Below are 20,049 nucleotides of genomic sequence, written 5' to 3'. Positions count from 1 at the left end.
AGCGGCGAGGGCCGCAGGTGTCAGGCTCCCGCGTGCCGCACCGGCCAGGACAGCGGCCGTCGGTCGTAGGCCGTGCTGAGCCGCTGCAGCGCGACGGCCGCGAGCAGCAGGCCGACGTCGCGCAGCGCCACGTCGTAGAAGCCCGGGATCAGCAGCAGGTTGAGGATGATGCCCGCCAGCCACAGGGCGACGACGGCGCCGCCGAGGCGCGGGTGCAGGGCCACGAGCACGCCGGCGACGATCTCGATCACGCCGACGACATACATCGTGCCCTGTGGCGAGAACGGGCTGAGCCCCGCGATCGGCGGGGCCAGGTAGGTGGTCCAGTCGACGAGGAGGTTGGTGAACTTGTCCAGGCCGAAGACGATCGGCGCCACGGTGAACGCGGTGCGGAGCACCAGGAACGCCTGGTGAGCCGCGTGCGACGAGCCGGCGGCGTCGCTGAGGGAGGCGTGGACGCGGGGGTGGGTGGTCGTGTGACTCATGGCTTCTCCTGGGTGGGGAGGTGGGTGGACACTGACACCGTGTTGGTGGTCCCGACGGCCCCGGATCTGACCCGCGGTAAGGCGGCGGCCTCGCACGCGCACCAAGAGGGCATGACGACGACCCAGCACTCCCGCCTCGGGCCTCCCTGCCAGGCGCCCGGGCCCCCGGTCGACGTGGTCGCCTGGCGTCGCTGCCGGCTGCTGGAGCACAGTTTCGGCCCGGCCCTCGCGGACACCCTCGCCCACGACCGCACCGACCTGCACCGCCTCCTCGCCCTCGTCGACGCCGGCTGCCCGCCCGAGCTGGCCGCCCAGATCCTCACGCCCGTCGACCTCCCCGGGACAGGGACGTCCGGGGGTATGCCGTGACCCACCCCTCCGCGCACGCGCCGGCCACCGACCGCGGGGCCGAGCCCACCGACTGGGTCCTCGCGCTCGGCACCCCCGGCCACGAGCAGACCGTGGCGATGCGGCAGCTCCACGGGCTGCTCGTCCGCGCGGCGGCCCACCAGGTGTGGCGGATGCGCTCGCTCGTCGACGGCTGCTCCCCCGAGCGGGTCGACGAGATCGCCAACGGCGCGGCGGACGTCGCGATGACCACGCTGCTGGGCAAGCTGCACACCTTCGAGGGGCACAGCCGGTTCACCACGTGGGCCTACAAGTTCGCGCTCCTCCAAGCGGCGTCGGACGTGCGGCAGCAGGCCTGGAGACGGCAGGAGGTGCGCCTGAGGGACCTCGACCCCAGCGACCTGCAGCTGCCGGACCGCCGCCCCGGCGGGCCCGAGCAGGAGGCCGAGGCGCTCGACCTGGCGTCCGCCATGGCGCGGGCGATGCACGAGTGCCTCACGGCATACCAACGGCAGATCGCGGTGGCGCTCCTCGTCGACGAGGTGCCCATCGACGTCCTCGCCGCCCGCCTGGGCACCACGCGCGGCGCGCTGTACAAGACCGTCCACGTCGCCCGGACCCGGCTGCGCGCCGAGCTGACCGCCATGGGCTACCTCGACGAGCCGAGGGCGACCGGCGCCGCCGCCGGACAGCACACCACCGACCCCGCACCGGAGCAGCCATGACCACGCCAGAGTTCTCGACCGCCCTGGAGCGTCTGCTGCTCGAGGACGGCCCCTACCTCTCCTGCGAGGAGTGCTTCGAGCGGCTCGATGTCTACGTGGAGAGCCGGCTGGCCGGCGGCCCGGCGCAGCCGGACCTCGAGGCCCACCTCCGAGCCTGCCCGGCGTGCGCCGAGGACGTCGCCTCGCTCACCGCCCTGCTGCGAGACCCTCCGCAGGGCTGACGCGGGTGGCGCGGCGGGCGGGCAGCACGCTGGCCAGGACGCCGGCGAGCAGCGCGACCCCGACGATCACCCCGACGCGGGCCCAGGGCACGGCGAGCCGGGCCTCGGTGTCCACCGGCAGGAGGGTCTGGATGCCGAGGAAGGCGTAGCCCATCCCGAGCGTCAGCCCGAGCCCCGCGCTGACCACGGCCAGGAGCACACCCTCGGTGAGGAGCATCCCCCGCATCTGTCCCCTCGTGAGGCCCAGCCCGCGGAGGAGCGCGTGCTCGCGGTGCCGCTCGACCACCGACAACGACAGGGTGTTGGCGATGCCGACGACCGCGATGAGGACCGCCACACCGAGCAGCGCCGTGGCCACGATGACCAGCACGTCGAGCACCCTGACCACGGTGGCCCGGGAGATCGCGCCGCCCTCGACGAGCAGCGCGTCCGCCGCCGCGATCCGGTCCACCTCGCCCATCACGTGCGCCAGGTCCGCGTCGGCCGCCAGCCGCGCCAGCACGCCGCCGGGGCTTACGTCGTCGCCCGCCAGCTCGTTGAGGGTGTCCGGGTGCAGCGCCACCGCCTGACCGAGGCCGAGCTCCACGACCGTGAGGTCGAGGTCGGCCCGGGTGCCGTGGACGGTCAGGGTGTCGCCCGGCTCCAGACCGTTGACGGCCAGGTCCAGGTCGGACAGCCCGACCGTCCCCGGCTCGAGCGAGGCCACCAGCTCTGCGCTGCGCACCACGGCCGACAGGTCCTGCGGGTCGACGGCCAGCGCGGTCGTGACGGCCCACGACTCGCCCAGCACGACGGGAGCCACCTCACCGGTGACCACCTCCGCGACCCCACGGACATCCGCGAGCTGATCCGCCACGAGCGGGCTCAGGGGCACCGGCACCATGCTGTCCGGCGACGCCGGCCCGCCCACAGGCACCCCGTCGCCCTCGCCCTCGCTCTCGCCCGACCCGGCCCGACCGGTCTCGTCGGGGACCACGCTGCCGGAGGTGAGGAGGAGGTCGACGGCATACTCCTTGTCGATCTCGCCCAGCGCCGTCCGCTCGCCCGTGGCGGCGCCGACCGAGGTCATCGTGATCAGGGTCACGCCGACGAGGAGCGCGGCGCTCGTCGCGGCGGCCCGGCCCGGGTGGCGCACCGCGTTGTCGACCGCGAGCCGGCCCGGCACACCGGCCGCGCGGGCCCCGACGCCGAGCGCCCGCACCGCGGCGGGCACCAGCAGGGTGCCGCCGACCAGCACCCCCACGAACGAGACCACACCCCCGGCCACGCCGGCGAGCACGTCCCGGGCGGACGCGGCATACAGCATCGCGGCGACGCCGCTGCCGACGAGCGCGAGCGAGAGGGCGAGGCGCACCCAGCCCATCCGGAACCGGTCGGCGGCCGGGCCGACGGGACGGAGCGCGGCGAGGGGCGAGACGCGGGTGGCGCGGACCGCCGGCCACAGGCTGGCCAGCACCGTGACGACGGTGCCCACGAGGACCGGCAGCAGCAGGCTGACGGGGTCGAGCTGCAGCCCTAGGTCGAGCGGGACGCCGAGGTCCAGGCGTCGCCCGAGCGCCACCAGCCCGGCCCCCGCCGCGACCCCGAGGCCCACGCCGGCCGCCGAGGCGACGGCCCCGAGCACCACGGCCTCCAGCACGACCCACCGCCGCACCTGGGCGCGGGTCGCACCGATGCAGCGCAGCAGCGCCAGCTCACCGGTGCGCTGCGCCAGCGTGATCGTGAAGGTGTTGGCGATGACGATGGCCGCGGTGAGCAGCGCGACCGCGCCGAAGCCGAGCAGCACCGCGGCGAAGACCTCGGTCTCGCCGGTCATCGTCGCGACGCGCGCCTCGGCGGCCTCCGGGCCGGTCTGCACCTCGGCCCCGGGTATGGCGTCGGCCAGGGCCGCGCGCACCTGCGCCTCCGTGGCGCCTGGCTGGAGATGGAGGACGACGGCGTCGTAGGTCAGCATCGGGTCGAGGGAGCGGAGCGTGGCGTCCGTGGTGGCGAGGCCGGGGCCGAAGTCGAGCACCGGGTTGGTCGGGCCCAGGTCGGCGACGCCGCTGACCGTGAGCGTCACGGGCGGGCGTTCGCCCTCCGGTCCGGGGAAGGGCGTGACCTCCAGGGCGTCACCCGGGCCGAAGCCGTCGTCGGCGAGCTGCTGGTTGATGAGTACCTCGCCCGTGGCGGCCGGCAGGTCCCCGGCCAGGAGGCTGACGCCGGCCACGGGCACCGGTGCGGCGGGCAGGAAGTCCTGCTGACCGCGGTGCACGCCGACCGTCGTCTCGCCCCGCACCCGGCCGACGCCGTCGAGGGCCGCGACCTTGTCGTAGCCGGCCGCGTCGAGCGTGGCGGCCTCGGTGCGCGAGACGACGAGGTCGGCGTCCCGGAAACCTGCTGCCACAGCCTCCTCGGTACCCGCCTTGGCGGTCCCCAGGACCACCAGGCTCGCGGTGAGGAAGGCGGTGCCGATGACGATCGCCACCGCTGCGGACAGCAGACGGCGGCCCCGCGAGGCCAGGCCCGTCGTCATCCAGCCGGTCCTGCTGCGCCCGGCCATCAGGCGCGCCCCAGCCCGCGCACGGCGCCGACGACGCGGTCGAGGTCGGGGTCGACGAGGTCGCCGGCGACCTGACCGTCCGCCAGCAGCAGGACCCGGTCGGCCACCGCGGCCGCGCCCGCGTCGTGGGTCACCATCACGACCGTCTGCCCCCACTCGTCGACGGAGCGGCGCAGCAGGGCGAGCACCTCGGCGCCGGTCACCGAGTCGAGCGCACCGGTGGGCTCGTCGGCGAAGATCACGGCCGGCCGCGTCACCAGCGCCCGCGCGAGGGCGACCCGCTGCTGCTGGCCGCCGGAGAGCTCACCGGGCCGGTGGCCGAGGCGGTCGGCGAGCCCGAGCCCCTCGACGACCGTGCGCTCCCACGCCTCGTCGACGCGGCTGCCCGCGAGGTCGAGGGGGAGGCGGACGTTCTGTCGCGCGGTCAGCGTGGGGAGCAGGTTGAAAGCCTGGAAGACGAAGCCCACCTGCTGTCGGCGCAGCGTCGTCAGCTGCCGGTCGGACAGCGAGGTCAGCTCGGTGTCGCCGAGGAACACGCGCCCTGACGTCGGGGTGTCGAGGCCGGCGAGCAGGTGCATGAGGGTGGACTTGCCCGAGCCGCTGGGACCCATGATCGCTGTGAACCGCCGCTCCTCGATCCCTACGGACACCCCGTCGAGCGCGCGCACCGCGGTCTCGCCGCGGCCGTAGGTCTTGGTCAGCCCGAGGGTGCTCGCCGCCAGCGCCGCCGGGCGGCGGGCGCGGGTCGTGGCTGGGGCTGGGGTCGTGTTGGTGGCTGGGGTCGTGGTTGTGGCTGGAGTCGTGGCTGGGGTGGTGGCGGTTGGTGTGGTGGTGGTGCTTGATGGCGTCCCTGTCGTCGTCATGCCGCAGACGCTAGGAGCGGCCGACCGCGGGCCGGGTCCACCCGGGGGCCCGAGCTGAGGGGTGCCGGGTCAGACCCGGGTATGACGCACCCGCCGCCCCGCCTGGCCGCCGCATCTGGCCACCGCATCTGGCCGCCGCATCCGGCTGCCGCATCTGTCCATCGCATCTGGCCGCCGCATCCGGCTGCCGCATCTGGCCGCCGCGCCCGGCCGCCAACGTCCCGCGGACGTCGTCACGTGAAAGTCGGGGACGTACCCGACTCCTACGTGACGATCCTCACGGGACGGGGTCCACCGCCTCCGCCGCCTCCGCCCCCGCGGGCGTGGTGAGCTTCAGGCCGGCGGCGCACCCGACGATGCCGACGAGGAAGAGCACCTTGAGCGGCGTGAGCGGCTCCGCGCCCGTCACGGCCGCCCAGGCCACGGTGAGGACGGCGCCGAGACCGGTCCACACGGCATACGCGGTCCCGGTGGGGATGGTGCGCATCGCCTGGCCGAGGCCGACCAGGCTGAGGACCGAGAAGACGACGAAGACGACCGTCGGCACCGGTCGGCTCAGCCCGTCCGAGGCGCCGAGGGCCGTCGCCCACACCGCCTCGAGAACGGCGCTGACCAGCAGGATCGTCCACGCCATGTCAGGACACCACCTTGAGTCCGACGACGCTGGCGACGATGCCGAGCAGCAGCAGCACGCGGGTCAGGGTCGTCGGCTCGGTCCCGCGCGCCATCGCCCACAGCACGGTGAGCGAGGCTCCGGTGGCGGTCCAGACGGCATACGCGGTGCCGGTCGGGATGGTCTGCATGGCGACGGCGAGCCCCCACACGGAGAGCACGGTCGCGACGAGGAAGACGAGCGTCGGCAGCGGGCGGCGCAGGCCGCGCGACGCGCCGAGCGCGCTCGCCCACACCGCCTCGAGCACGCCGGAGGCGATGAGGATGGTCCAGTCCACGGGCGCACTCGCCCACACCGCCTCGAGCACGCCGGAGGCGATGAGGATGGTCCAGTCCACGCTCGCCCACTGAGCCTCGAGCACGCCGGAGGCGATGAGGATGGTCCAGTCCACAGGGGGCTCCTCGACGGGGTGGCTGACGGAATGGATGTGCGTGGCTGTTGCGACACAAGCAATGCCCTGGCATTCGATGCGTCACAACAGCCGTGCACAAGCATGGCGCGTCACTCGGGCCGGCCGACCAGCCCCGTCTCGTACGCGGTGATCACCATGTGCACCCGGTCGCGCAGGCCGAGCTTGCTGAGCACCCTGCCGATGTGGGTCTTCACGGTCGCCTCGGCGAGGAAGAGCTCCGCGGCGATCTCATGGTTGGTCAGCCCGCGCCCGACCGCCTCGAGGACCTCGCGCTCGCGCTGGGTCAGCGGGGCCAGGCGAGCCAGTGCGGCGCGGCGCTGGGCGGCCGCGGCCGTCTCGGCCGCCGCGTCCGGCAGGTCCGGCACGAAACGCTCGAGCATCCGCCTTGTCGTGGAGGGCGCCATCGCGGCGTCGCCCGCGTGGACCGCGCGGATGGCCGCCAGCAGCTCGGCCGGCCCGGCGTCCTTGAGCAGGAAGCCGCTGGCCCCGGCCTTGAGCGCGGCGAAGGCGTACTCGTCCAGGTCGAAGGTCGTCAGCACCAGCACCCGCGCCGCGTCGCCGCGCTCCTGCAGCCGCCGCGTCGTCTCGACACCGTCGAGCCGCGGCATCCGGATGTCCATGAGCACGACGTCCGGCCGGGTCGCCTCGATCGCGTCGAGCGCGGCCAGCCCGTCGCCGGCCTCGCCGACCACCGTCATGTCGGTCTGCGCGTCGAGCACCATCCGGAAGCCGGCGCGCACGAGCTCCTGGTCGTCGACGAGGAACAGCCGCACCGGGCGGTCGTCGGGAGTGGTGGTCACGCTGCTCCTCCTGCGCTCGGGGCCGGCTCGACCGGCAGGCTCGCGACGACCTCCCAGCCGCCGCGGGTGCGCGGCCCGGCGTGGACGGTCCCGCCGAGCACCTCGACCCGTTCGGACATGCCGAGTATGCCGTTGCCCTCGCCGTCCCCGTCGCTCGCCTGGCCAGCGCCGTCGTCGGTGACCCGGACCAGGAGCACGGCGGGGGTCCGCAGCACGTCGACGTCGACGGTGGCGTGCGGGCCGGCGTGCTTGAGCACGTTGGTCAGCGACTCCTGCACGACCCGGTAGGCCGCCAGGTCGACCTCGCGCGGCAGGTCGTCGACCTGGCCCCGGACGACGACGTCGACCGCGACGCCGGAGTCGCGCACCCCCTGAGCCAGCTCGTCCAGGTAGGCCAGCTCCTGCAGCGGCGAGAACTCCGCCCCGGAGCCCTCCTCGCGCAGCACCCCCACCAGCCGGCGGGTGTCGGCCAGCGAGCTGCGGGCCGTCTCGGCCAGGGTCTCCAGCGTCTGGGCGGCGCGCTCCAGGGCCGCCCGGTCGGCCGCGATCCCGGGCGGGGCGTCGAGGGCGCGGCGCGCGGCATACAGGGCACCGTCGGCCTGGACCACCACGACCGCGAGACTGTGCGCCACGACGTCGTGCATCTCGCGGGCGATCGCGGCCCGCTCCTCCTGCGAGGCCAGCCTGGTGCGCTGCGCGTGGTCGCGCGCGAGCGCGGCGTTCTGCTCGGCGAGGCGCGCGAGGACGGCCTTGCGGCGCCGGACGACGTCGCCGAGCACCCACGCGACCCCCAGGAACATCGCCATGAAGAAGGCCTGGAAGGCGATCTGCGGGAGCTGATCGAGCGGGTGGACGTAGACGTTGCGCCAGTCCAGGGCGGCGATCCCCGCACCGAGCAGGCCCAGGAGCAGCACCAGTCGCGACTCGGTGCGCGTCCCGAACGCGGCGGCGCTGTAGACCGCGATCGGCACCGCCACGTCGGCCGGGTGCGGCTGGTCCATGACCGCCACCTGCACCAGGCAGACGAGCGCCACGCCGAGCGCCGCGACCAGCGGGGCCCGGCGGCGCCACAGCAGCGGCAGGACCATGACCATCCCCAGGGAGACGCTGAGGAACCCGCCCACCACCCCGCTGACCAGGGCCCACAGGAGCAGCGCGCCGACCACCGCGAGGTCCGGCGCCCAGGGGTGGCGCCAGAGGTCAGGGACGTCGTCGGTCGGTCGGGGCATGATCAGGAAGCGTAGGTGCCACGGCCAGCCCGCACCTCCTCCCGCAGGCTCGACCTCGCCCCATCGCAGTGCGACCGCGGTATGACGTGCCCGAACGGACAGGCGCTCGTGCCACCCCACCCCCGACCGGACAGGCGCTCGTGCCACCCCACACCCCTACCGGACAGGCGCTCGTGCCACCCCACACCCCTACCGGACAGGCGCTCGTGCCAGCGGCCAGTCGGCTCAGTCCTTCGGCTCCTCGCCCGGGCCAGGCTGCGCCGGCACGGGGAGGTCGAGGTCGGCCGGGTCGGGCGCACCGGGCACCAGGGACACGACCTCGCCATACCTCGGGACCACCGCGGGGCAGCCGAGCGTGTCCTCGACGCGTGCGGCGAAGTGCTCGGCGACGTCCTGCTCGCCGTGCGTGACGAAGACCGTGTCGGGCACCGGGTCGAGCGCGGTGAGCCAGTCCACCAGGTCGCTCGCGTCGCCGTGCACCGAGAACTCGTGGTCGCGGACGATCTCGGCCCGGACCTTGACGTAGTGCCCGTTGATCTTGACCGAGCCGGCCCCCTCCTCCAGCGCCCGCCCCCGGGTGCCGGCGGCCTGGTAGCCGGTGAGGATGACGGTGTTGCGCTCGTCGGGGAGGAGGCGGGCGAGGTGGTGCAGGACGCGCCCGCCCTCGGCCATCCCGGAGGACGCGACGATGATCATCGGGTCGTTACGCCGGTTCAGCGCCCGGGACTGCTGCGAGGTGGCGGCCTCGATCAGCCGCGGCAGCGCGGTGAAGTCGTCGACGTCGACGTCGTCCCGCAGTTCGCCGAGCGAGCTGTTTCGGTAGGCGTCGAGCACCTTGAGCGCCATCGGCGAGTCGACCGCGACGTCGACCTCGGGGATGCGCCCCTCCCGCATGAGCGTGACCAGCACCTTGAGCACCGCCTGGGTCCGGTCGACGGCGAAGGCCGGGATGACGACCAGGCCGCCGCGGTCCACGGTGCGGCGGACGGCGTCGGCCATCGCCTGGTGCTCAACCACCGGCTCGGGGTGCTCGCGGTCGCCGTAGGTCGACTCGCACACGACGTAGCGCGCGCCCGCCGGTGTGCCGCGCGGCTTGAGCAGCGGGTGGTCGTGGCGGCCGAGGTCGCCGGAGAACAGCACGTCGTGGCCGTCGACCTCCAGGCGCACGCTCGCCGAGCCGAGGATGTGACCGGCCCGCGTCCACCGCGCGACGAGCCCGTCCCCGAGGTCGACGTCCTCGTCGAAGGCCACCGTCCGGAACAGCGGCAGGGTCCGCTCGACGTCCTGCAGGTCGAAGAGCGGCTGCGGCTCCTCGTGCTTGGACCAGCCGTGCCGCCGGGCCTCCTCGGCCGCCTCCTCCTGCAGCTTGCCCGCGTCGCGCAGCACGATCTCGCCGATCACCGCGCTGCCCTCGGTCAGCCAGACCTGCCCGGCGAAGCCCTGGTCGACGAGCGCCGGCAGGTAGCCGATGTGGTCGGTGTGGGCGTGGGTGAGGACGACGTCGCTCAGCGTCGCCGGGTCGACCGGGAACTCCTCCCAGTTCTTCAGTCGCCAGTGCTTCTCCCCCTGGAAGACGCCGGCGTCCACGAGGACGCGCCGCTCACCCACGGTGAGGAGGTACTTGGACCCGGTGACGGTCCCGGAGGCACCGAGGAAGGTGAGGGTGAGCGGACGGTTGCGGACGGGGCGAGGACTCGACTGCTGCGTCATACCTCGACCCTGCCAGAGTGCGCCGACAGGCGCCTCAGCCCGGCGGCATCAGCCCGATGACCAGCGCCATCGCCAGCACGGTGAGCAGCCCGTTGAGCAGCGTGTATGGCGTGACCCGGAAGCCGCGCGGGTCGAAACCGTCGTGCACGACCACCCGCGCGGCGGTGAAGCCGACCCAGAGGATCAGCCCTGTGACCAGGCCGTTGACCAGGAAAGACCCGCCGTAGAACTCGTGGGAGAGCCACGTCGCGCCCGCGAGCACCCACGCGGTGACGAAGCTGGAGACGAGGACGACGCCGTAGACCCAGCTGCCGCCGCCCTCGGAGACCGACCGCTCGTCGTGGCCGATCGCCCGCATCCACCGGGTGCCGAGCACCTTCGGGTGGTAGAAGACGAAGCCGACCAGCATCGAGGCGACGACGGCCAGCACGACGGCGAGGTAGTTGATCTCCGGGATGTCCACGCCCGAAGCCTAGACCTCCAGGGCGCGCACCAGCGGGACGCCGACGCGGTAGGGGATGTGCAGCCAGCTCGGCGCGTCGACCACGGCGAGGTCCGCCCGCCGACCCACCGCGATGGTGCCGATGTCGTTGCGGCGCAACGCCTTCGCCGCGACGACGGTCGCCCCTCGCAGGGCCTCGGCGGGCGTCATACCCATCTCGCGGACGGCCAGCGCGACCATGAGCGGCATCGAGGAGGAGTAGCAGGTGCCCGGGTTGCAGTCGGTCGCGATCGCCACGTCGACGCCGGCCCCCAGGAGGCGGCGCGCGTCCGGGTAGGGCTGGCGGGTGGAGAACTCCACGCCCGGGAGCAGGGTCGCGACGGTGTCGCTGCCGGCGAGCGCGTCGACGTCGGCGTCGGTGAGGAAGGTGCAGTGGTCGACGCTCGCGGCGCCCAGCTCCACGGCCAGCTGCACGCCGGGGCCCTCGCTGAGCTGGTTGCCGTGGACGCGCAGCTCGAGCCCCGCGGCGCGACCCGCCTCGAGGATCCGCCGCGACTCCTCCCCGGTGAACGCGTAGGGGCTCGCCGGCTCGCAGAAGACGTCGATCCAGCGCGCGTGGGGCGCGCACGCCTCGAGCATCTCGCCGCAGACCAGGTCCAGGTATGCCGCGCGCCCCGCCTCCCCGCCGTCCCGGTGGTCCGGCGGCACCACGTGCGCGCCGAGGTAGGTCGTCTCCTCGGTGACCTCCCTGGCCAGCCGCAGCGCCCGGACCTCGTCGGCGACGGAGAGCCCGTAGCCGCTCTTGATCTCCACCGTCGTGGTGCCCTGGGCGCGCATCTCCTGGACACGGTGCTGGATCAACGTGCGCAGTTCGGCGTCGTCGGCGCCGCGGGTGGCGGCCACGGTCGTGGCGATGCCGCCGCCGTCGTAGGGCGTGCCCGACATCCGGGCGGCGAACTCCGCCGAGCGGTCGCCGGCGAAGACGAGGTGGCTGTGGCTGTCGACGAAGCCCGGGATCACCGCCCGGCCCTCGAGGTCGATGGCCCAGTCGGCGGCCGGCGCCTGCGACGCGGGACCGACCCACTCGACGACAGGTGCGCTGTCCTCGCCGCCGCCGGCGATGACGACGGCCGCGTCCCGCAGGAGGCCGAGGCGGGCGTGCAGCTCCTCCTCGACGGCCCCGTCGAGGGTCTCGTCGCAGGTGACGAGCTCGTGGATCCCGGTGATGAGCATGCTCACGGTGTTCAGGCGTCCTTCCAGAGCGGGGTGATGGCGTCGTGCAGGAGGCGGCCGACGTCGCCGAGGCGGTGCTGACCGCCCTCGACGACGACGGCCCCGTCGACGACGACCGTGTCGACGTCGGACGCGGTGGCGGAGAGCAGGACCTGCGCTGGGTCTGACCCGGCGGTCCGGACGCTGTCCAGGCGGACCGCGACCAGGTCGGCGCGGGCACCGAGCTCGAGACGTCCGGCGTCCGGCCAGCCGATGCTCTCGTGGGCGGTGGCCGCCGCCAGGAGGTCCTCCGGCGCGAACCGGCCGCGCTGCAGGGTGTCGAGGCGCTCGTGCATCTCCAGCGCCCGCGCCTCCTCGATCAGGTCGACGACCGCGTGCTGGTCGGACCCGAGCGAGAGGCGGGCGCCCGCGTCCCGCAGGGAGACGGCGGGGCCGATGCCGTCGGCGAGGTCGCGCTCGGTGGTCGGGCAGAAGCACGCCCAGCAGCTGTGCTGGCCGAGCAGGGCGACGTCCTCGTCGGTGAGGTGCGTGGCGTGCACGGCCGACAGGTCCGGGCCGAGCACGCCCTCGGCCGCGAGCAGGCCGGTCGGGGTCAGGCCGTGGGCGGCGAGGCAGGCCTCGTTCTCGGCCGGCTGCTCGGAGAGGTGGATGTGCAGCGGTCGGCCGCCCTGCCGGGCCCACGACGCGACCACGCCCAGCGCCTCCCGCGGCACCGCCCGCACCGAGTGGATCGCGGCGCCCACGCGGACGTGCGCCGGGCCGCCGTCGGTGTGGTCGCGCAGGTCGTCGACCCGCAGCGCCCACGTCTGGGCGTCACCGTCGCCGAAGCGCAGCTGGGGCCCTTCGAGCGGCACGTGGCCGTCCGGCCCGAGCCCGCCCGCGAGGTAGCAGGTGTCCAGCAGGGTCAGCCGGATCCCCGCGTCCGCGGCGGCCTCGACGAGCGCGTGGCCCATCTCGTTGGGGTCCAGGTAGCGCGCGCCCCCCGGGCCGTGGTGCAGGTAGTGGAACTCCCCCACCGCGGTGATCGCGGCCAGGGCCATCTCGGCGTAGGCCGCCCGCGCCAGCGCGAGGTAGCTCGTCGGATCCAGCTGAGCGGCGACGGCATACATGCCCTCGCGCCACGTCCAGAAGGTGCCGCCGCCGACGTGGGTGCGTCCCCGCAGCGCCCGGTGGAAGACGTGGCTGTGCGCGTTGGCGAGCCCGGGCAGGACGACGCCGGGCAGCTCGCGGTCGCCCGGCTGCGCGGCGGCACCCGTCTCGACCGCGGTGAAGCGGCCGCGGTCCACGGTCAGCCGGACGTCGCGCTCGACCCCGGTGGGCAGGTGGGCGTATGCCGCGTGGAAGGTGGTGCTGCTCATCGTGCGTCCTCCTGGGTGGCCAGCGCGTCGATCTGCTCGGCGAGGTCCTCGAGCGCGACCTGCGAGGTGTCGACCACCAGGTCGGCGCCCCGCCGCAGGAGGGGCTCGTAGGTCTCGACGTCGGCGCGGACGCGCTCGCGCTCGCCCGGCTCCTTGCCGAAGGCGTTGCCGCTGCGGGTCGCCAGCCGCTCCTCGAGCACCGGCCAGGGGGCGGTGAGCAGGACGACGTGGTCGACGAAGGGGTAGAGCTGCCCCTGGCCCTCGCCGGTCGCCGCGACGATCAGGGGGCGGTCGTGGCGGGGCTGGCGCAGGATCGCCTCGAGCTCGGCGAGGTGGAGGTCGGTGCGGTCGGGGTACTCGGTGACCAGGCCGTCCTCGTCGGCGTCCACGGTCCGCCAGCCGCGCTCGCGCAGGGCGGCGAGTAGCGCGGACTTGCCGACGCCGGACATCCCCGTGAGGAGCACGCGCGTGGTGGTGACGCTGCCGCTGCTCGCGGGCCTGGTCGCGGCGCCGACGCTCATGCCGGGGCCGCCGTCAGGTCGCGCACGCACGCGGCCAGCGCCTCGACCCCCGCATGGCAGTCGTCGGCCTCGGCGTGCTCCTCGGGGCTGTGGGACACGCCGGTGGGGTTGCGCACGAAGAGCATCGCGCTCGGGACGCCCGCGGTGGCCAGGATGCCCGCGTCGTGCCCGGCGCCGGTGCCGAGGACGGGCGCGGAGACCCCCGCGGCGCTGTCGAGCACGCGCCGCAGCCGCTCGCTCAGCCCGGCGTCGAAGCGGGTGGTCGGCGTCCAGCTCTCGCGGGTCACGGTCGCCCCCATCTCCTGCCCGCGCGCGGTGAGCTCGTCGACCATCGCGATCACCTGGTCCTCGTCGGCACCACGCGCGTCGAGCCAGCCGGTGACGTGGGAGGGTATGGCGTTCACGCCGCCGGGGGTGACGCGCACCTTGCCGACGGTGGCCACGCAGCCCCGCTGGGTGGCGACGTGGCGCGCCCCCAGCACGAGATCGGCATACCCGAGCATCGCGTCGCGGCGGTCGACCAGGCGGGTGGTGCCGGCGTGGTTGGCCTCGCCCGGGAAGTCGAAGCGCCAGCGCCCGTGCGGCCAGATGTCGCTGGCGACGGCGACCGGGGCGCCGAGGTCGACGAGCGCCCGGCCCTGCTCGACGTGGAGCTCGACGAAGGAGCCGACGCGCGCCAGGGCCTCCGCGTCCGGGCCGTAGGCGTCGGGGTCGCGGCCGGCGGCGCGCAGGGCCTCGGCCATGCTCACACCGTCGGCGTCGGTGAGCCCGAGCGCCCTGTCGCGGTCGAGCTGGCCGGTGAGGACGCGGGAGCCGGCGCAGGCGATGCCGAAGCGGGCCCCCTCCTCGTCCACGAAGTTGGTGACCGCGACGGGCGCCGCGGGGCGCACCCCGGCCGCGCGCAGCCGGTCGACGGCGGCGAGCGAGCTGACCACGCCGAGCGGGCCGTCGAAGGCACCGCCGTCGGGGACGGAGTCGAGGTGCGAGCCGATGACGACGGCCTTGCGGCCGGCGGCGACCGCCTCGTCGACGGTGCCCGGGCCGTCCCACCACCAGCCCCACTGGTTGCCGACCCGGTCCTCGGTGAGGTCCAGCCCGCGTCGGGCGCACTCCCCGGCGAACCACTCGCGCAGCGTGTGGTCCTCGGCCGTCCACGCGAAGCGTCGGTAACCCCCGCTGCCGGCCCGTCCCACCGGGTCGAGGTCGGCCCACATGCTGTCGAAGGAGGCGGCGCTCATGCCCCCTGACTCTAGGCGTGGACGGGGTGCCCGCGGGAGGGAGCCGCGAGCGCCGCGTCCGAGATCCGAGACATCTCGCGCCGGCAGGGGGCCTCAGCAGGACACCTCAGCGCGGCGACGTCAGCAGCAATCGTCAGGAGGAGGCGGTGCGCAGGCGGGAGGTGATGTCGGCGCACTCGACGCAGACGGACTCGGGCACGACGCCGAGGCGCATCAGCCAGGAGAAGATCACGCACCCGACGCAGAGGCCGAGCAGCGACTCGAGGGCCGGGAAGAGCACCATCACCCCGGCGATGACGTAGACGGCCGCGATCGCGGCGCCGCTGCCGGTCGCCGCGTGGAACACCCACAGCAGGGTCGCCGCACCGGTCATCGTGGCGCCGATCGCCGCGGCGAACCGCTTGGGCGCCCCCGGCGTCGGGTGCGGCAGGGCCCTGACGCGCGGACGGATCACGCGCCGCACGAGCTGGGCGACCGGACTGGCGGCCGGGCCCACCGTCGCGCGCAGGGCGAAGTCGAGGGCGAGCACGGCGAACAGCCACCACTGCTGGGTCACGGCAGTGACGAGGACGACGGCCAGGACCACGCCGGCGATCAGCCGGACGGTGACGTCGTCGACCACGGCGGGGAATCGAGAAGAGGACACCCCTACATTATGCATCCTCAAAGGTGAGGTTATGTAATGGCCGGACGGGACCGGTCCGTCCGATCTACGCTCGGTGTCATGAGCGAGGAGCGAGCACTGGCGGCCGTCGCGAGCGCGGGCCTGGAGCACACGGTGACCCGGCACGGTCGGGTCGGCAGCCTGGCGGAGGCGGCGGCGGCGCGCGGCGTCGAGCCCCGCGACATCGTCAAGACGCTCGTCGTCCGCCGGGGCGAGGGCGACTACCTCTTCGTCCTCGTGCCCGGCGACCGCGAGATCGCCTGGCCCAAGCTGCGCGCGCTGCTCGGCGTGAGCCGGCTGTCGATGCCGGACGCGGCGGTGGCGAAGGACGCGACGGGCTACGAGCGCGGGACGATCACGCCCTTCGGGTCCACCACCGCCTGGCCCGTGGTCGCCGACGCGTCACTCACCGGCGACCCCGACCGGGTCGTCTCGATGGGCGCCGGCGCCCACGGCGTCGCCGTCACGGTCAACGCCGAGGCCGCGCTGGCGCACTGGGGCGCGCAGGTCGCCGACGTGACCGAGCCGACCGGCTAGCCTCGCGCGAGCCAGTCAGGCCGTGCCCTTGCTCACCTCGGGCAGCGACCTCGAGACGAGCACGCCGGCCAGCCCGAGCACGGCCAGGAACACCAGCGCCGCCACCGGGCCGAGGACCGCCAGCCCGGCCGAGACCGCGCCGACGACGAGCAGCAGGACACCCATCGCGGTGTTGGACACGGCGACGTAGCGGGTGCGCTGGTCGTCCTCGGCCATGTCCACGACGTAGGTCTTGCGCCCGACCCGCACCGCGGTGTGCGCCAGGGACAGCAGCAGGAAGGTCACCGGGTAGAGCCACCAGGCGCCCTGGGTCGTGGGCAGCAGGTGCAGCCCGAGGAAGAGCAGCACGACAGCGCTCGCGGCGGCGCCCGCCCGCGTCAGCAGCCGCTGGGAGGACGCGTCGGCCCTCCGCCCGAACCACCGGCCCCCGATCAGCGCGGCCAGCCCCTGCGCGATCACGAAGGGCCCCAGGCCGCGCAGGCTGCTCTCGCCCTCCTGCGCGGCCAGCGCGACGACGAAGGGCGGCGACAGCGCCGACACCAGGAGCAGCCCGCGCGCCATGACGAACCGCCGGAAGGGCGCGTCATACCGGAGCAGCTCCCACGACTCCCGGACCCACCCCGGCCCCTCCTCAGGGGGCACGACCTCGGCCTCCGGCTCGCGGATCCCGGCGAAGACCGCGACCGCCGCGACCCAGGCCAGCGCCGCGGCGCCCAGCAGCCAGGCGATGACGGCGACGGACACGTCGCCGCCGAGCACGCGCAGCGCCAGACCCAGCGTGACCGCGACGAGCCCCGACAGCATCGTGGAGATCCCGCTGATCTGGCCGCGCTCGCCCTTGGGGGTGATGCGGCCGAGCACGTCCTTGCCGGCGAGCGAGTTCAGCGACCGCGCCAGGGCGAAGACCGCCAGGAGCAGCACCGTGGCCACGCCCGCCACCCAGCCCGAGAGGGTGGCGACGGCGAACGCCATACCTGCCGTCGCCACCGCCTGCCCGACCGACCCCCACAACCAGTAGCGGCTCCGGAACCGCGAGCCCTGCAGCACCGGTGAGAACGCCGCCTGCGGCAGCATCGACCCGGACTCGCGCACCGGCACCAGCAGCGCGAGCGTCGCCGCCGGGGCCCCGATCGCGGACAGCGCCCAGGGCAGCACCGTCTTGGTGTTCACCACCTGGTCGCCGGTCGCCTGCAGGACGTGGGCGAGGAGGTAGCGCAGCCCGTTGCGACCGACCAGCCGCTGCTCGTCGGGCTCCTGGTCGGACCGGTCGGCCCGCACCAGGCGCTGGTAGAGGCGGAGGGAGGCCGGCACGCCTCTCACGCTGCCACACCCCGAGGGGTATGCCGTGCACGTCCGCCGCCGCGTGGGGTGGCGAGCAGCACGCCCCCGACGACGAGCACGGCACCGAGGACCTGCACCGGTGTCGGGGGACGACCCAGGAACGCGGCGAGGAGCATGACGAACACGGTGATGAGGTTCATCGAGGTGCCGGCCGCGCCGGGGGACACCCGGGGGACGGCATGGTTCCAGCACAGGTAGGCCCCGATCGACGGGAAGACCACGATGTAGGCCACGGCCCCCCACGTCGGCCCGTCCTGCGGCAGCAGCACGCCGGCCGCGAGGGCGAACGGCGTGAGCACGAGGGCCGCGAGCAGGACCTGCAGGGCGGTGGCGCTGAGGGCGGGCAGGCCCAGGCGCTGGCTGGCGAGGGTGTAGGCCGACCAGACCACGACCGCGACGAGCATGATCAGGTCGCCGCTGTTGAGGCGCAGCGCGAGCAGCACCCCCAGGTCGCCGCGGGAGAGCACGAGCAGCACGCCCAGCAGACCGACGCCGACCCCGGCCCACGTCCGCCACCCGGCCCGCGCCATACCGACCAGCACAGCCAGGACCACCATGACGGCAGGGTTGATGGCGTTGATGACCGAGGCGCTGACCGCCGAGGTGCGCTCCAGCGAGGCGTAGAGCAGCATCGGGTAGCCGCTCATCCCCAGCACCCCCAGGGCGAGCAGCGCGGGCCAGCGCCGCGCCACCGCGCGCCAATCGGGGCGCTCCACGACGTGCGCGACGAGCAGGAGCGGCACCGCCGCCAGGGTCCACCGCAGCCAGGTCAGCGACAGCGGGTCGACCGAGCGCACCGCCACCTCGCCGACCGTGAAGTTGCCCGCCCAGAACAGGGTCGCGAGCACGAGCAGGAGGACGGGCGGCACACGAGGGAGGGTATGCCGTCACCGCCACGTTCGCCGCTCGTCCCCCGACGCACCTCCCCCCGACCCACCTCCCCGGCACCTCCCCCCGACGCGCCTCCCCCGACGCACCTCCCCGCGACCCGTTGCCTCCCACCCCCGGGCCGGCGTACGATTTGAGCAACTGCTCAGATTCTCCGTTCAGGAGGTGACCATCGATGGCCACGGCAGAAGCGAAGGTGGGGAACCGTGCGGGCGCGGCGACGCGGGACGCACTCGTCACGGCCGCGCGCGAGACGCTGGTCGAGGACGGATTCGCCCGGACGAGCGCCCGCTCCGTCGCCTCGCGGGCCGGCTGCTCGCAGGCCAGCCTCTTCTACCACTTCGACGGGGTGGCCGAGCTGCTCCTCGCGGTGCTCGACGAGGTCAGCGACCGGAGGATGGCGGCCTACCGCGAGCCTCTCCTGGCGGCCCGCACGCCCGGGCAGCTCGCCCGCCTCGGGCGCAGGATCGCCGCCGAGGACGTGCGCTCCGGCGACCTGCGGGTGCTCGTCGAGCTGGTGGCCGGGGCGTCCGCCCGCCCCGACCTCACGGCGGGCGTCGCCGAGCGCATCGGGCGGTGGGAGGAGCTCGTCGCGCAGGTGGCCGAGCGCTTCATACCCCGTCCGCTGCGCAGCACGGTCCGCCCCGCGGTGGTCGCCCACGCGGTCGTGGCGGGCTTCCTGGGCCTGGAGCTGCTGCGCGACCTGCGCGGCGACGGGGCAGGCACGGAGGACGTCCTGACCGACCTGGAGAAGGTCGGCCGGCTGGCAGGAGCCGGGTCATGAGCATCCCGCGCACCGGCGCCGCCGGCTTCTGGCTGTGGCTCGTCGGCGGGGCAGCCCTCGGATTCGGGGTCGCGTCCCTGCCGAGCATCGGCATGTTCGTCCTGCTCGGCGCCGTCGTCATCCTCGCGGCGGCCGGCATCGTGACCCGCGGGGCCGGCTGGCCGCTGGTGCTCGCAGGCGCCGCGCTCCCGCTGCTCTGGGTCGCCTGGCTCCACCGGCGCGGTCCGGGATGGGTGACCTACGAGACCGACACGGGCGGAGGCGGCTCCGAGCTGCTCGACCCCGTCCCCTGGCTGGTCGCGGGCCTCGGCCTGCTGGCCCTGTCCGGAGTGCTCCTCGCCGTCGGCAGGTGGGTCGGCAGGTGGCGCGGCAGGTCGTCGACGCGCTGACCGGCCGGAAACGTGCATGACCGGCCGGTTATAGCTGGCCGGTCGCGGACGTTTCCGGCGGGTCAGCGCGCCAGGTCGGCCGGGCGGAAGCTGACCGGGAAGGGCACCTCGGTCTCGAAGAGCTCCTTGCCCGACACGACCAGCCCTGACACGTACGTGCCGTCCACGAGGCGGAAGACCCGGATCGCGGGGTTGACGGGGTCGACCACCCAGTAGTGCTCGACGCCGAAGCGAGCCAGCACCTCCGGCTTGCGGACCAGGTCGGTGCGACGGCTCGACGGCGACAGGATCTCGACCGCGAGCACCGGCGGCTCGTCCACCGCCGGGCCCTCGACGAGAGAGCGGGGCACGATCACCAGGTCGGGCTGCACGACGGTGCGTTCCCCCGCCAGCAGGTCGAGGGGGGCGGCGAGGACACGCAGGTGGCGAGGGACGGCGCGAGCCAGGAGGACGTGGAGCTCGCTGCTCACGACCTGGTGCGCCACGCCCGGGCTCGGCGACACGATCAGCTCACCCTCGATGAGCTGGATCGTCATGTCGTCCCGCTCCTCGCGGTAGGCGTATAGGTCCTCGACCGTGTAGACCCCGACCTCGGTCATGCTGCTCACGACTCCCATGCTGCCCCTCCCCGTGCAAGGCCGTCCAG

At 74.4% G+C, this 20,049-nt stretch carries 23 protein-coding genes; 6 read left to right on the top strand and 17 right to left on the bottom strand.

The genetic code is table 11. From position 1 onward, the window contains the following. Positions 1-20: 20 nt before the first annotated feature. Positions 21-485 carry a hypothetical protein gene (locus IEV65_RS13745; RefSeq protein ID WP_229735294.1) on the bottom strand — a complete coding sequence of 155 codons (465 nt, stop codon included), beginning with the start codon at positions 483-485 and terminating at the stop codon, positions 21-23. Between the two features lie 111 nt (positions 486-596). On the opposite strand from IEV65_RS13745, the gene IEV65_RS13740 reads away from it, so the two are divergent. The 3 genes from IEV65_RS13740 to IEV65_RS13730 are packed head-to-tail and all read left to right on the top strand — an operon-like array spanning position 597 to position 1,779. Continuing rightward, the gene (locus IEV65_RS13740) at positions 597-854 is read left to right on the top strand and encodes a hypothetical protein (RefSeq protein WP_188431745.1); all 258 of its coding nucleotides are present in this window, start codon (positions 597-599) and stop codon (positions 852-854) included. Then, entirely contained in the window at positions 851-1,558 is a 708-nt protein-coding gene (locus tag IEV65_RS13735) for an RNA polymerase sigma factor (protein ID WP_188431743.1), read from the top strand. The genes IEV65_RS13740 and IEV65_RS13735 overlap by 4 nt, the downstream gene beginning before the upstream one ends. Next, positions 1,555-1,779, top strand: coding sequence for an anti-sigma factor (locus tag IEV65_RS13730; RefSeq protein WP_188431741.1), 225 nt, complete (start codon positions 1,555-1,557; stop codon positions 1,777-1,779). The genes IEV65_RS13735 and IEV65_RS13730 overlap by 4 nt, the downstream gene beginning before the upstream one ends. Here the strand turns inward: IEV65_RS13730 and IEV65_RS13725 are convergent. From IEV65_RS13725 to IEV65_RS13665, 13 genes are all read right to left on the bottom strand, one after another. Then, positions 1,745-4,294 (bottom strand): ABC transporter permease, encoded by a 2,550-nt coding sequence (locus IEV65_RS13725; protein ID WP_188431739.1) that lies wholly within the window; start codon positions 4,292-4,294, stop codon positions 1,745-1,747. The two genes, IEV65_RS13730 and IEV65_RS13725, sit on opposite strands and share 35 nt — an antisense overlap. Positions 4,295-4,320: 26 nt before the next feature. Then, on the bottom strand, positions 4,321-5,184 hold the full coding sequence (locus IEV65_RS13720) for an ABC transporter ATP-binding protein (protein WP_188431737.1): 864 nt from the start codon (positions 5,182-5,184) through the stop codon (positions 4,321-4,323). Positions 5,185-5,461: 277 nt separating this feature from the next. Continuing rightward, positions 5,462-5,818, bottom strand: a complete 357-nt coding sequence (locus IEV65_RS13715) for a DMT family transporter (RefSeq protein ID WP_188431735.1) — start codon at positions 5,816-5,818, stop codon at positions 5,462-5,464. A 1-nt stretch (position 5,819) separates the two neighbouring features. After that, the gene (locus tag IEV65_RS13710; protein ID WP_188431967.1) at positions 5,820-6,134 is read right to left on the bottom strand and encodes a DMT family transporter; all 315 of its coding nucleotides are present in this window, start codon (positions 6,132-6,134) and stop codon (positions 5,820-5,822) included. Positions 6,135-6,358: 224 nt separating this feature from the next. Further along, a complete protein-coding gene (locus tag IEV65_RS13705) occupies positions 6,359-6,991 on the bottom strand; it encodes a response regulator (RefSeq protein WP_229735308.1) in 633 nt (210 codons plus the stop codon). A gap of 74 nt (positions 6,992-7,065) precedes the next feature. After that, positions 7,066-8,298, bottom strand: a complete 1,233-nt coding sequence (locus IEV65_RS13700; RefSeq protein WP_188431731.1) for a sensor histidine kinase — start codon at positions 8,296-8,298, stop codon at positions 7,066-7,068. Positions 8,299-8,523: 225 nt separating this feature from the next. After that, positions 8,524-10,008, bottom strand: a complete 1,485-nt coding sequence (locus IEV65_RS13695) for an MBL fold metallo-hydrolase RNA specificity domain-containing protein (protein ID WP_188431729.1) — start codon at positions 10,006-10,008, stop codon at positions 8,524-8,526. Positions 10,009-10,042: 34 nt separating this feature from the next. After that, positions 10,043-10,471, bottom strand: coding sequence for a DUF1761 domain-containing protein (locus tag IEV65_RS13690; protein WP_229735293.1), 429 nt, complete (start codon positions 10,469-10,471; stop codon positions 10,043-10,045). Positions 10,472-10,480: 9 nt separating this feature from the next. Beyond that, entirely contained in the window at positions 10,481-11,689 is a 1,209-nt protein-coding gene (gene hutI / locus IEV65_RS13685; protein ID WP_229735292.1) for an imidazolonepropionase, read from the bottom strand. A gap of 5 nt (positions 11,690-11,694) precedes the next feature. Beyond that, positions 11,695-13,041 carry a formimidoylglutamate deiminase gene (locus IEV65_RS13680; protein WP_188431727.1) on the bottom strand — a complete coding sequence of 449 codons (1,347 nt, stop codon included), beginning with the start codon at positions 13,039-13,041 and terminating at the stop codon, positions 11,695-11,697. Continuing rightward, positions 13,038-13,562 carry an adenylate kinase family protein gene (locus IEV65_RS13675; RefSeq protein WP_188431725.1) on the bottom strand — a complete coding sequence of 175 codons (525 nt, stop codon included), beginning with the start codon at positions 13,560-13,562 and terminating at the stop codon, positions 13,038-13,040. Before IEV65_RS13675 ends, IEV65_RS13680 begins: the two co-directional genes overlap by 4 nt. Beyond that, entirely contained in the window at positions 13,559-14,800 is a 1,242-nt protein-coding gene (locus tag IEV65_RS13670) for an allantoate amidohydrolase (protein ID WP_188431723.1), read from the bottom strand. The genes IEV65_RS13675 and IEV65_RS13670 overlap by 4 nt, the downstream gene beginning before the upstream one ends. 133 nt (positions 14,801-14,933) lie before the next feature. Continuing rightward, a complete protein-coding gene (locus IEV65_RS13665; protein WP_188431721.1) occupies positions 14,934-15,446 on the bottom strand; it encodes a DUF4395 domain-containing protein in 513 nt (170 codons plus the stop codon). A gap of 78 nt (positions 15,447-15,524) precedes the next feature. On the opposite strand from IEV65_RS13665, the gene IEV65_RS13660 reads away from it, so the two are divergent. Next, positions 15,525-16,001, top strand: coding sequence for an aminoacyl-tRNA deacylase (locus IEV65_RS13660; RefSeq protein WP_188431719.1), 477 nt, complete (start codon positions 15,525-15,527; stop codon positions 15,999-16,001). 15 nt (positions 16,002-16,016) lie between these two features. On the opposite strand, the gene IEV65_RS13655 is transcribed toward IEV65_RS13660, so the two are convergent. Continuing rightward, positions 16,017-17,312 carry an MFS transporter gene (locus IEV65_RS13655; RefSeq protein ID WP_188431717.1) on the bottom strand — a complete coding sequence of 432 codons (1,296 nt, stop codon included), beginning with the start codon at positions 17,310-17,312 and terminating at the stop codon, positions 16,017-16,019. A 5-nt stretch (positions 17,313-17,317) separates the two neighbouring features. Further along, the gene (locus IEV65_RS13650; protein ID WP_188431715.1) at positions 17,318-18,211 is read right to left on the bottom strand and encodes a DMT family transporter; all 894 of its coding nucleotides are present in this window, start codon (positions 18,209-18,211) and stop codon (positions 17,318-17,320) included. A 215-nt stretch (positions 18,212-18,426) separates the two neighbouring features. Between IEV65_RS13650 and IEV65_RS13645 the strand changes: the two genes are divergently transcribed. After that, on the top strand, positions 18,427-19,014 hold the full coding sequence (locus IEV65_RS13645) for a TetR/AcrR family transcriptional regulator (protein ID WP_188431713.1): 588 nt from the start codon (positions 18,427-18,429) through the stop codon (positions 19,012-19,014). Continuing rightward, a complete protein-coding gene (locus IEV65_RS13640; RefSeq protein ID WP_188431711.1) occupies positions 19,011-19,403 on the top strand; it encodes a hypothetical protein in 393 nt (130 codons plus the stop codon). Before IEV65_RS13645 ends, IEV65_RS13640 begins: the two co-directional genes overlap by 4 nt. A 62-nt stretch (positions 19,404-19,465) precedes the next feature. Here IEV65_RS13640 and IEV65_RS13635 read toward each other — a convergent pair whose 3' ends face one another. Continuing rightward, the gene (locus IEV65_RS13635; RefSeq protein WP_229735307.1) at positions 19,466-20,002 is read right to left on the bottom strand and encodes a Uma2 family endonuclease; all 537 of its coding nucleotides are present in this window, start codon (positions 20,000-20,002) and stop codon (positions 19,466-19,468) included. Between the last annotated feature and the right edge of the window lie 47 nt (positions 20,003-20,049).

Source organism: Ornithinimicrobium tianjinense (assembly GCF_014636495.1).
In the GTDB taxonomy this organism is placed as follows: domain Bacteria; phylum Actinomycetota; class Actinomycetes; order Actinomycetales; family Dermatophilaceae; genus Ornithinicoccus; species Ornithinicoccus tianjinensis.
Note: the sequence above shows the minus strand (reverse complement) of the source record. Positions and strands in the feature narration are given on the sequence as shown.

What these genes read in the sequence shown, in the direction of transcription:
- IEV65_RS13745 (WP_229735294.1), bottom strand. Translation starts at nt 485, where the DNA reads ATGAGTCACACGACCACCCACCCCCGCGTCCACGCCTCCCTCAGCGAC.
- IEV65_RS13740 (WP_188431745.1), top strand. Translation starts at nt 597, where the DNA reads ATGACGACGACCCAGCACTCCCGCCTCGGGCCTCCCTGCCAGGCGCCC.
- IEV65_RS13730 (WP_188431741.1), top strand. Translation starts at nt 1,555, where the DNA reads ATGACCACGCCAGAGTTCTCGACCGCCCTGGAGCGTCTGCTGCTCGAG.
- IEV65_RS13725 (WP_188431739.1), bottom strand. Translation starts at nt 4,294, where the DNA reads ATGACGACGGGCCTGGCCTCGCGGGGCCGCCGTCTGCTGTCCGCAGCG.
- IEV65_RS13720 (WP_188431737.1), bottom strand. Translation starts at nt 5,184, where the DNA reads ATGACGACGACAGGGACGCCATCAAGCACCACCACCACACCAACCGCC.
- IEV65_RS13715 (WP_188431735.1), bottom strand. Translation starts at nt 5,818, where the DNA reads ATGGCGTGGACGATCCTGCTGGTCAGCGCCGTTCTCGAGGCGGTGTGG.
- IEV65_RS13705 (WP_229735308.1), bottom strand. Translation starts at nt 6,991, where the DNA reads ATGGTGCTCGACGCGCAGACCGACATGACGGTGGTCGGCGAGGCCGGC.
- IEV65_RS13700 (WP_188431731.1), bottom strand. Translation starts at nt 8,298, where the DNA reads ATGCCCCGACCGACCGACGACGTCCCTGACCTCTGGCGCCACCCCTGG.
- IEV65_RS13695 (WP_188431729.1), bottom strand. Translation starts at nt 10,008, where the DNA reads ATGACGCAGCAGTCGAGTCCTCGCCCCGTCCGCAACCGTCCGCTCACC.
- IEV65_RS13680 (WP_188431727.1), bottom strand. Translation starts at nt 13,041, where the DNA reads ATGAGCAGCACCACCTTCCACGCGGCATACGCCCACCTGCCCACCGGG.
- IEV65_RS13675 (WP_188431725.1), bottom strand. Translation starts at nt 13,562, where the DNA reads ATGAGCGTCGGCGCCGCGACCAGGCCCGCGAGCAGCGGCAGCGTCACC.
- IEV65_RS13670 (WP_188431723.1), bottom strand. Translation starts at nt 14,800, where the DNA reads ATGAGCGCCGCCTCCTTCGACAGCATGTGGGCCGACCTCGACCCGGTG.
- IEV65_RS13660 (WP_188431719.1), top strand. Translation starts at nt 15,525, where the DNA reads ATGAGCGAGGAGCGAGCACTGGCGGCCGTCGCGAGCGCGGGCCTGGAG.
- IEV65_RS13640 (WP_188431711.1), top strand. Translation starts at nt 19,011, where the DNA reads ATGAGCATCCCGCGCACCGGCGCCGCCGGCTTCTGGCTGTGGCTCGTC.
- IEV65_RS13635 (WP_229735307.1), bottom strand. Translation starts at nt 20,002, where the DNA reads ATGACCGAGGTCGGGGTCTACACGGTCGAGGACCTATACGCCTACCGC.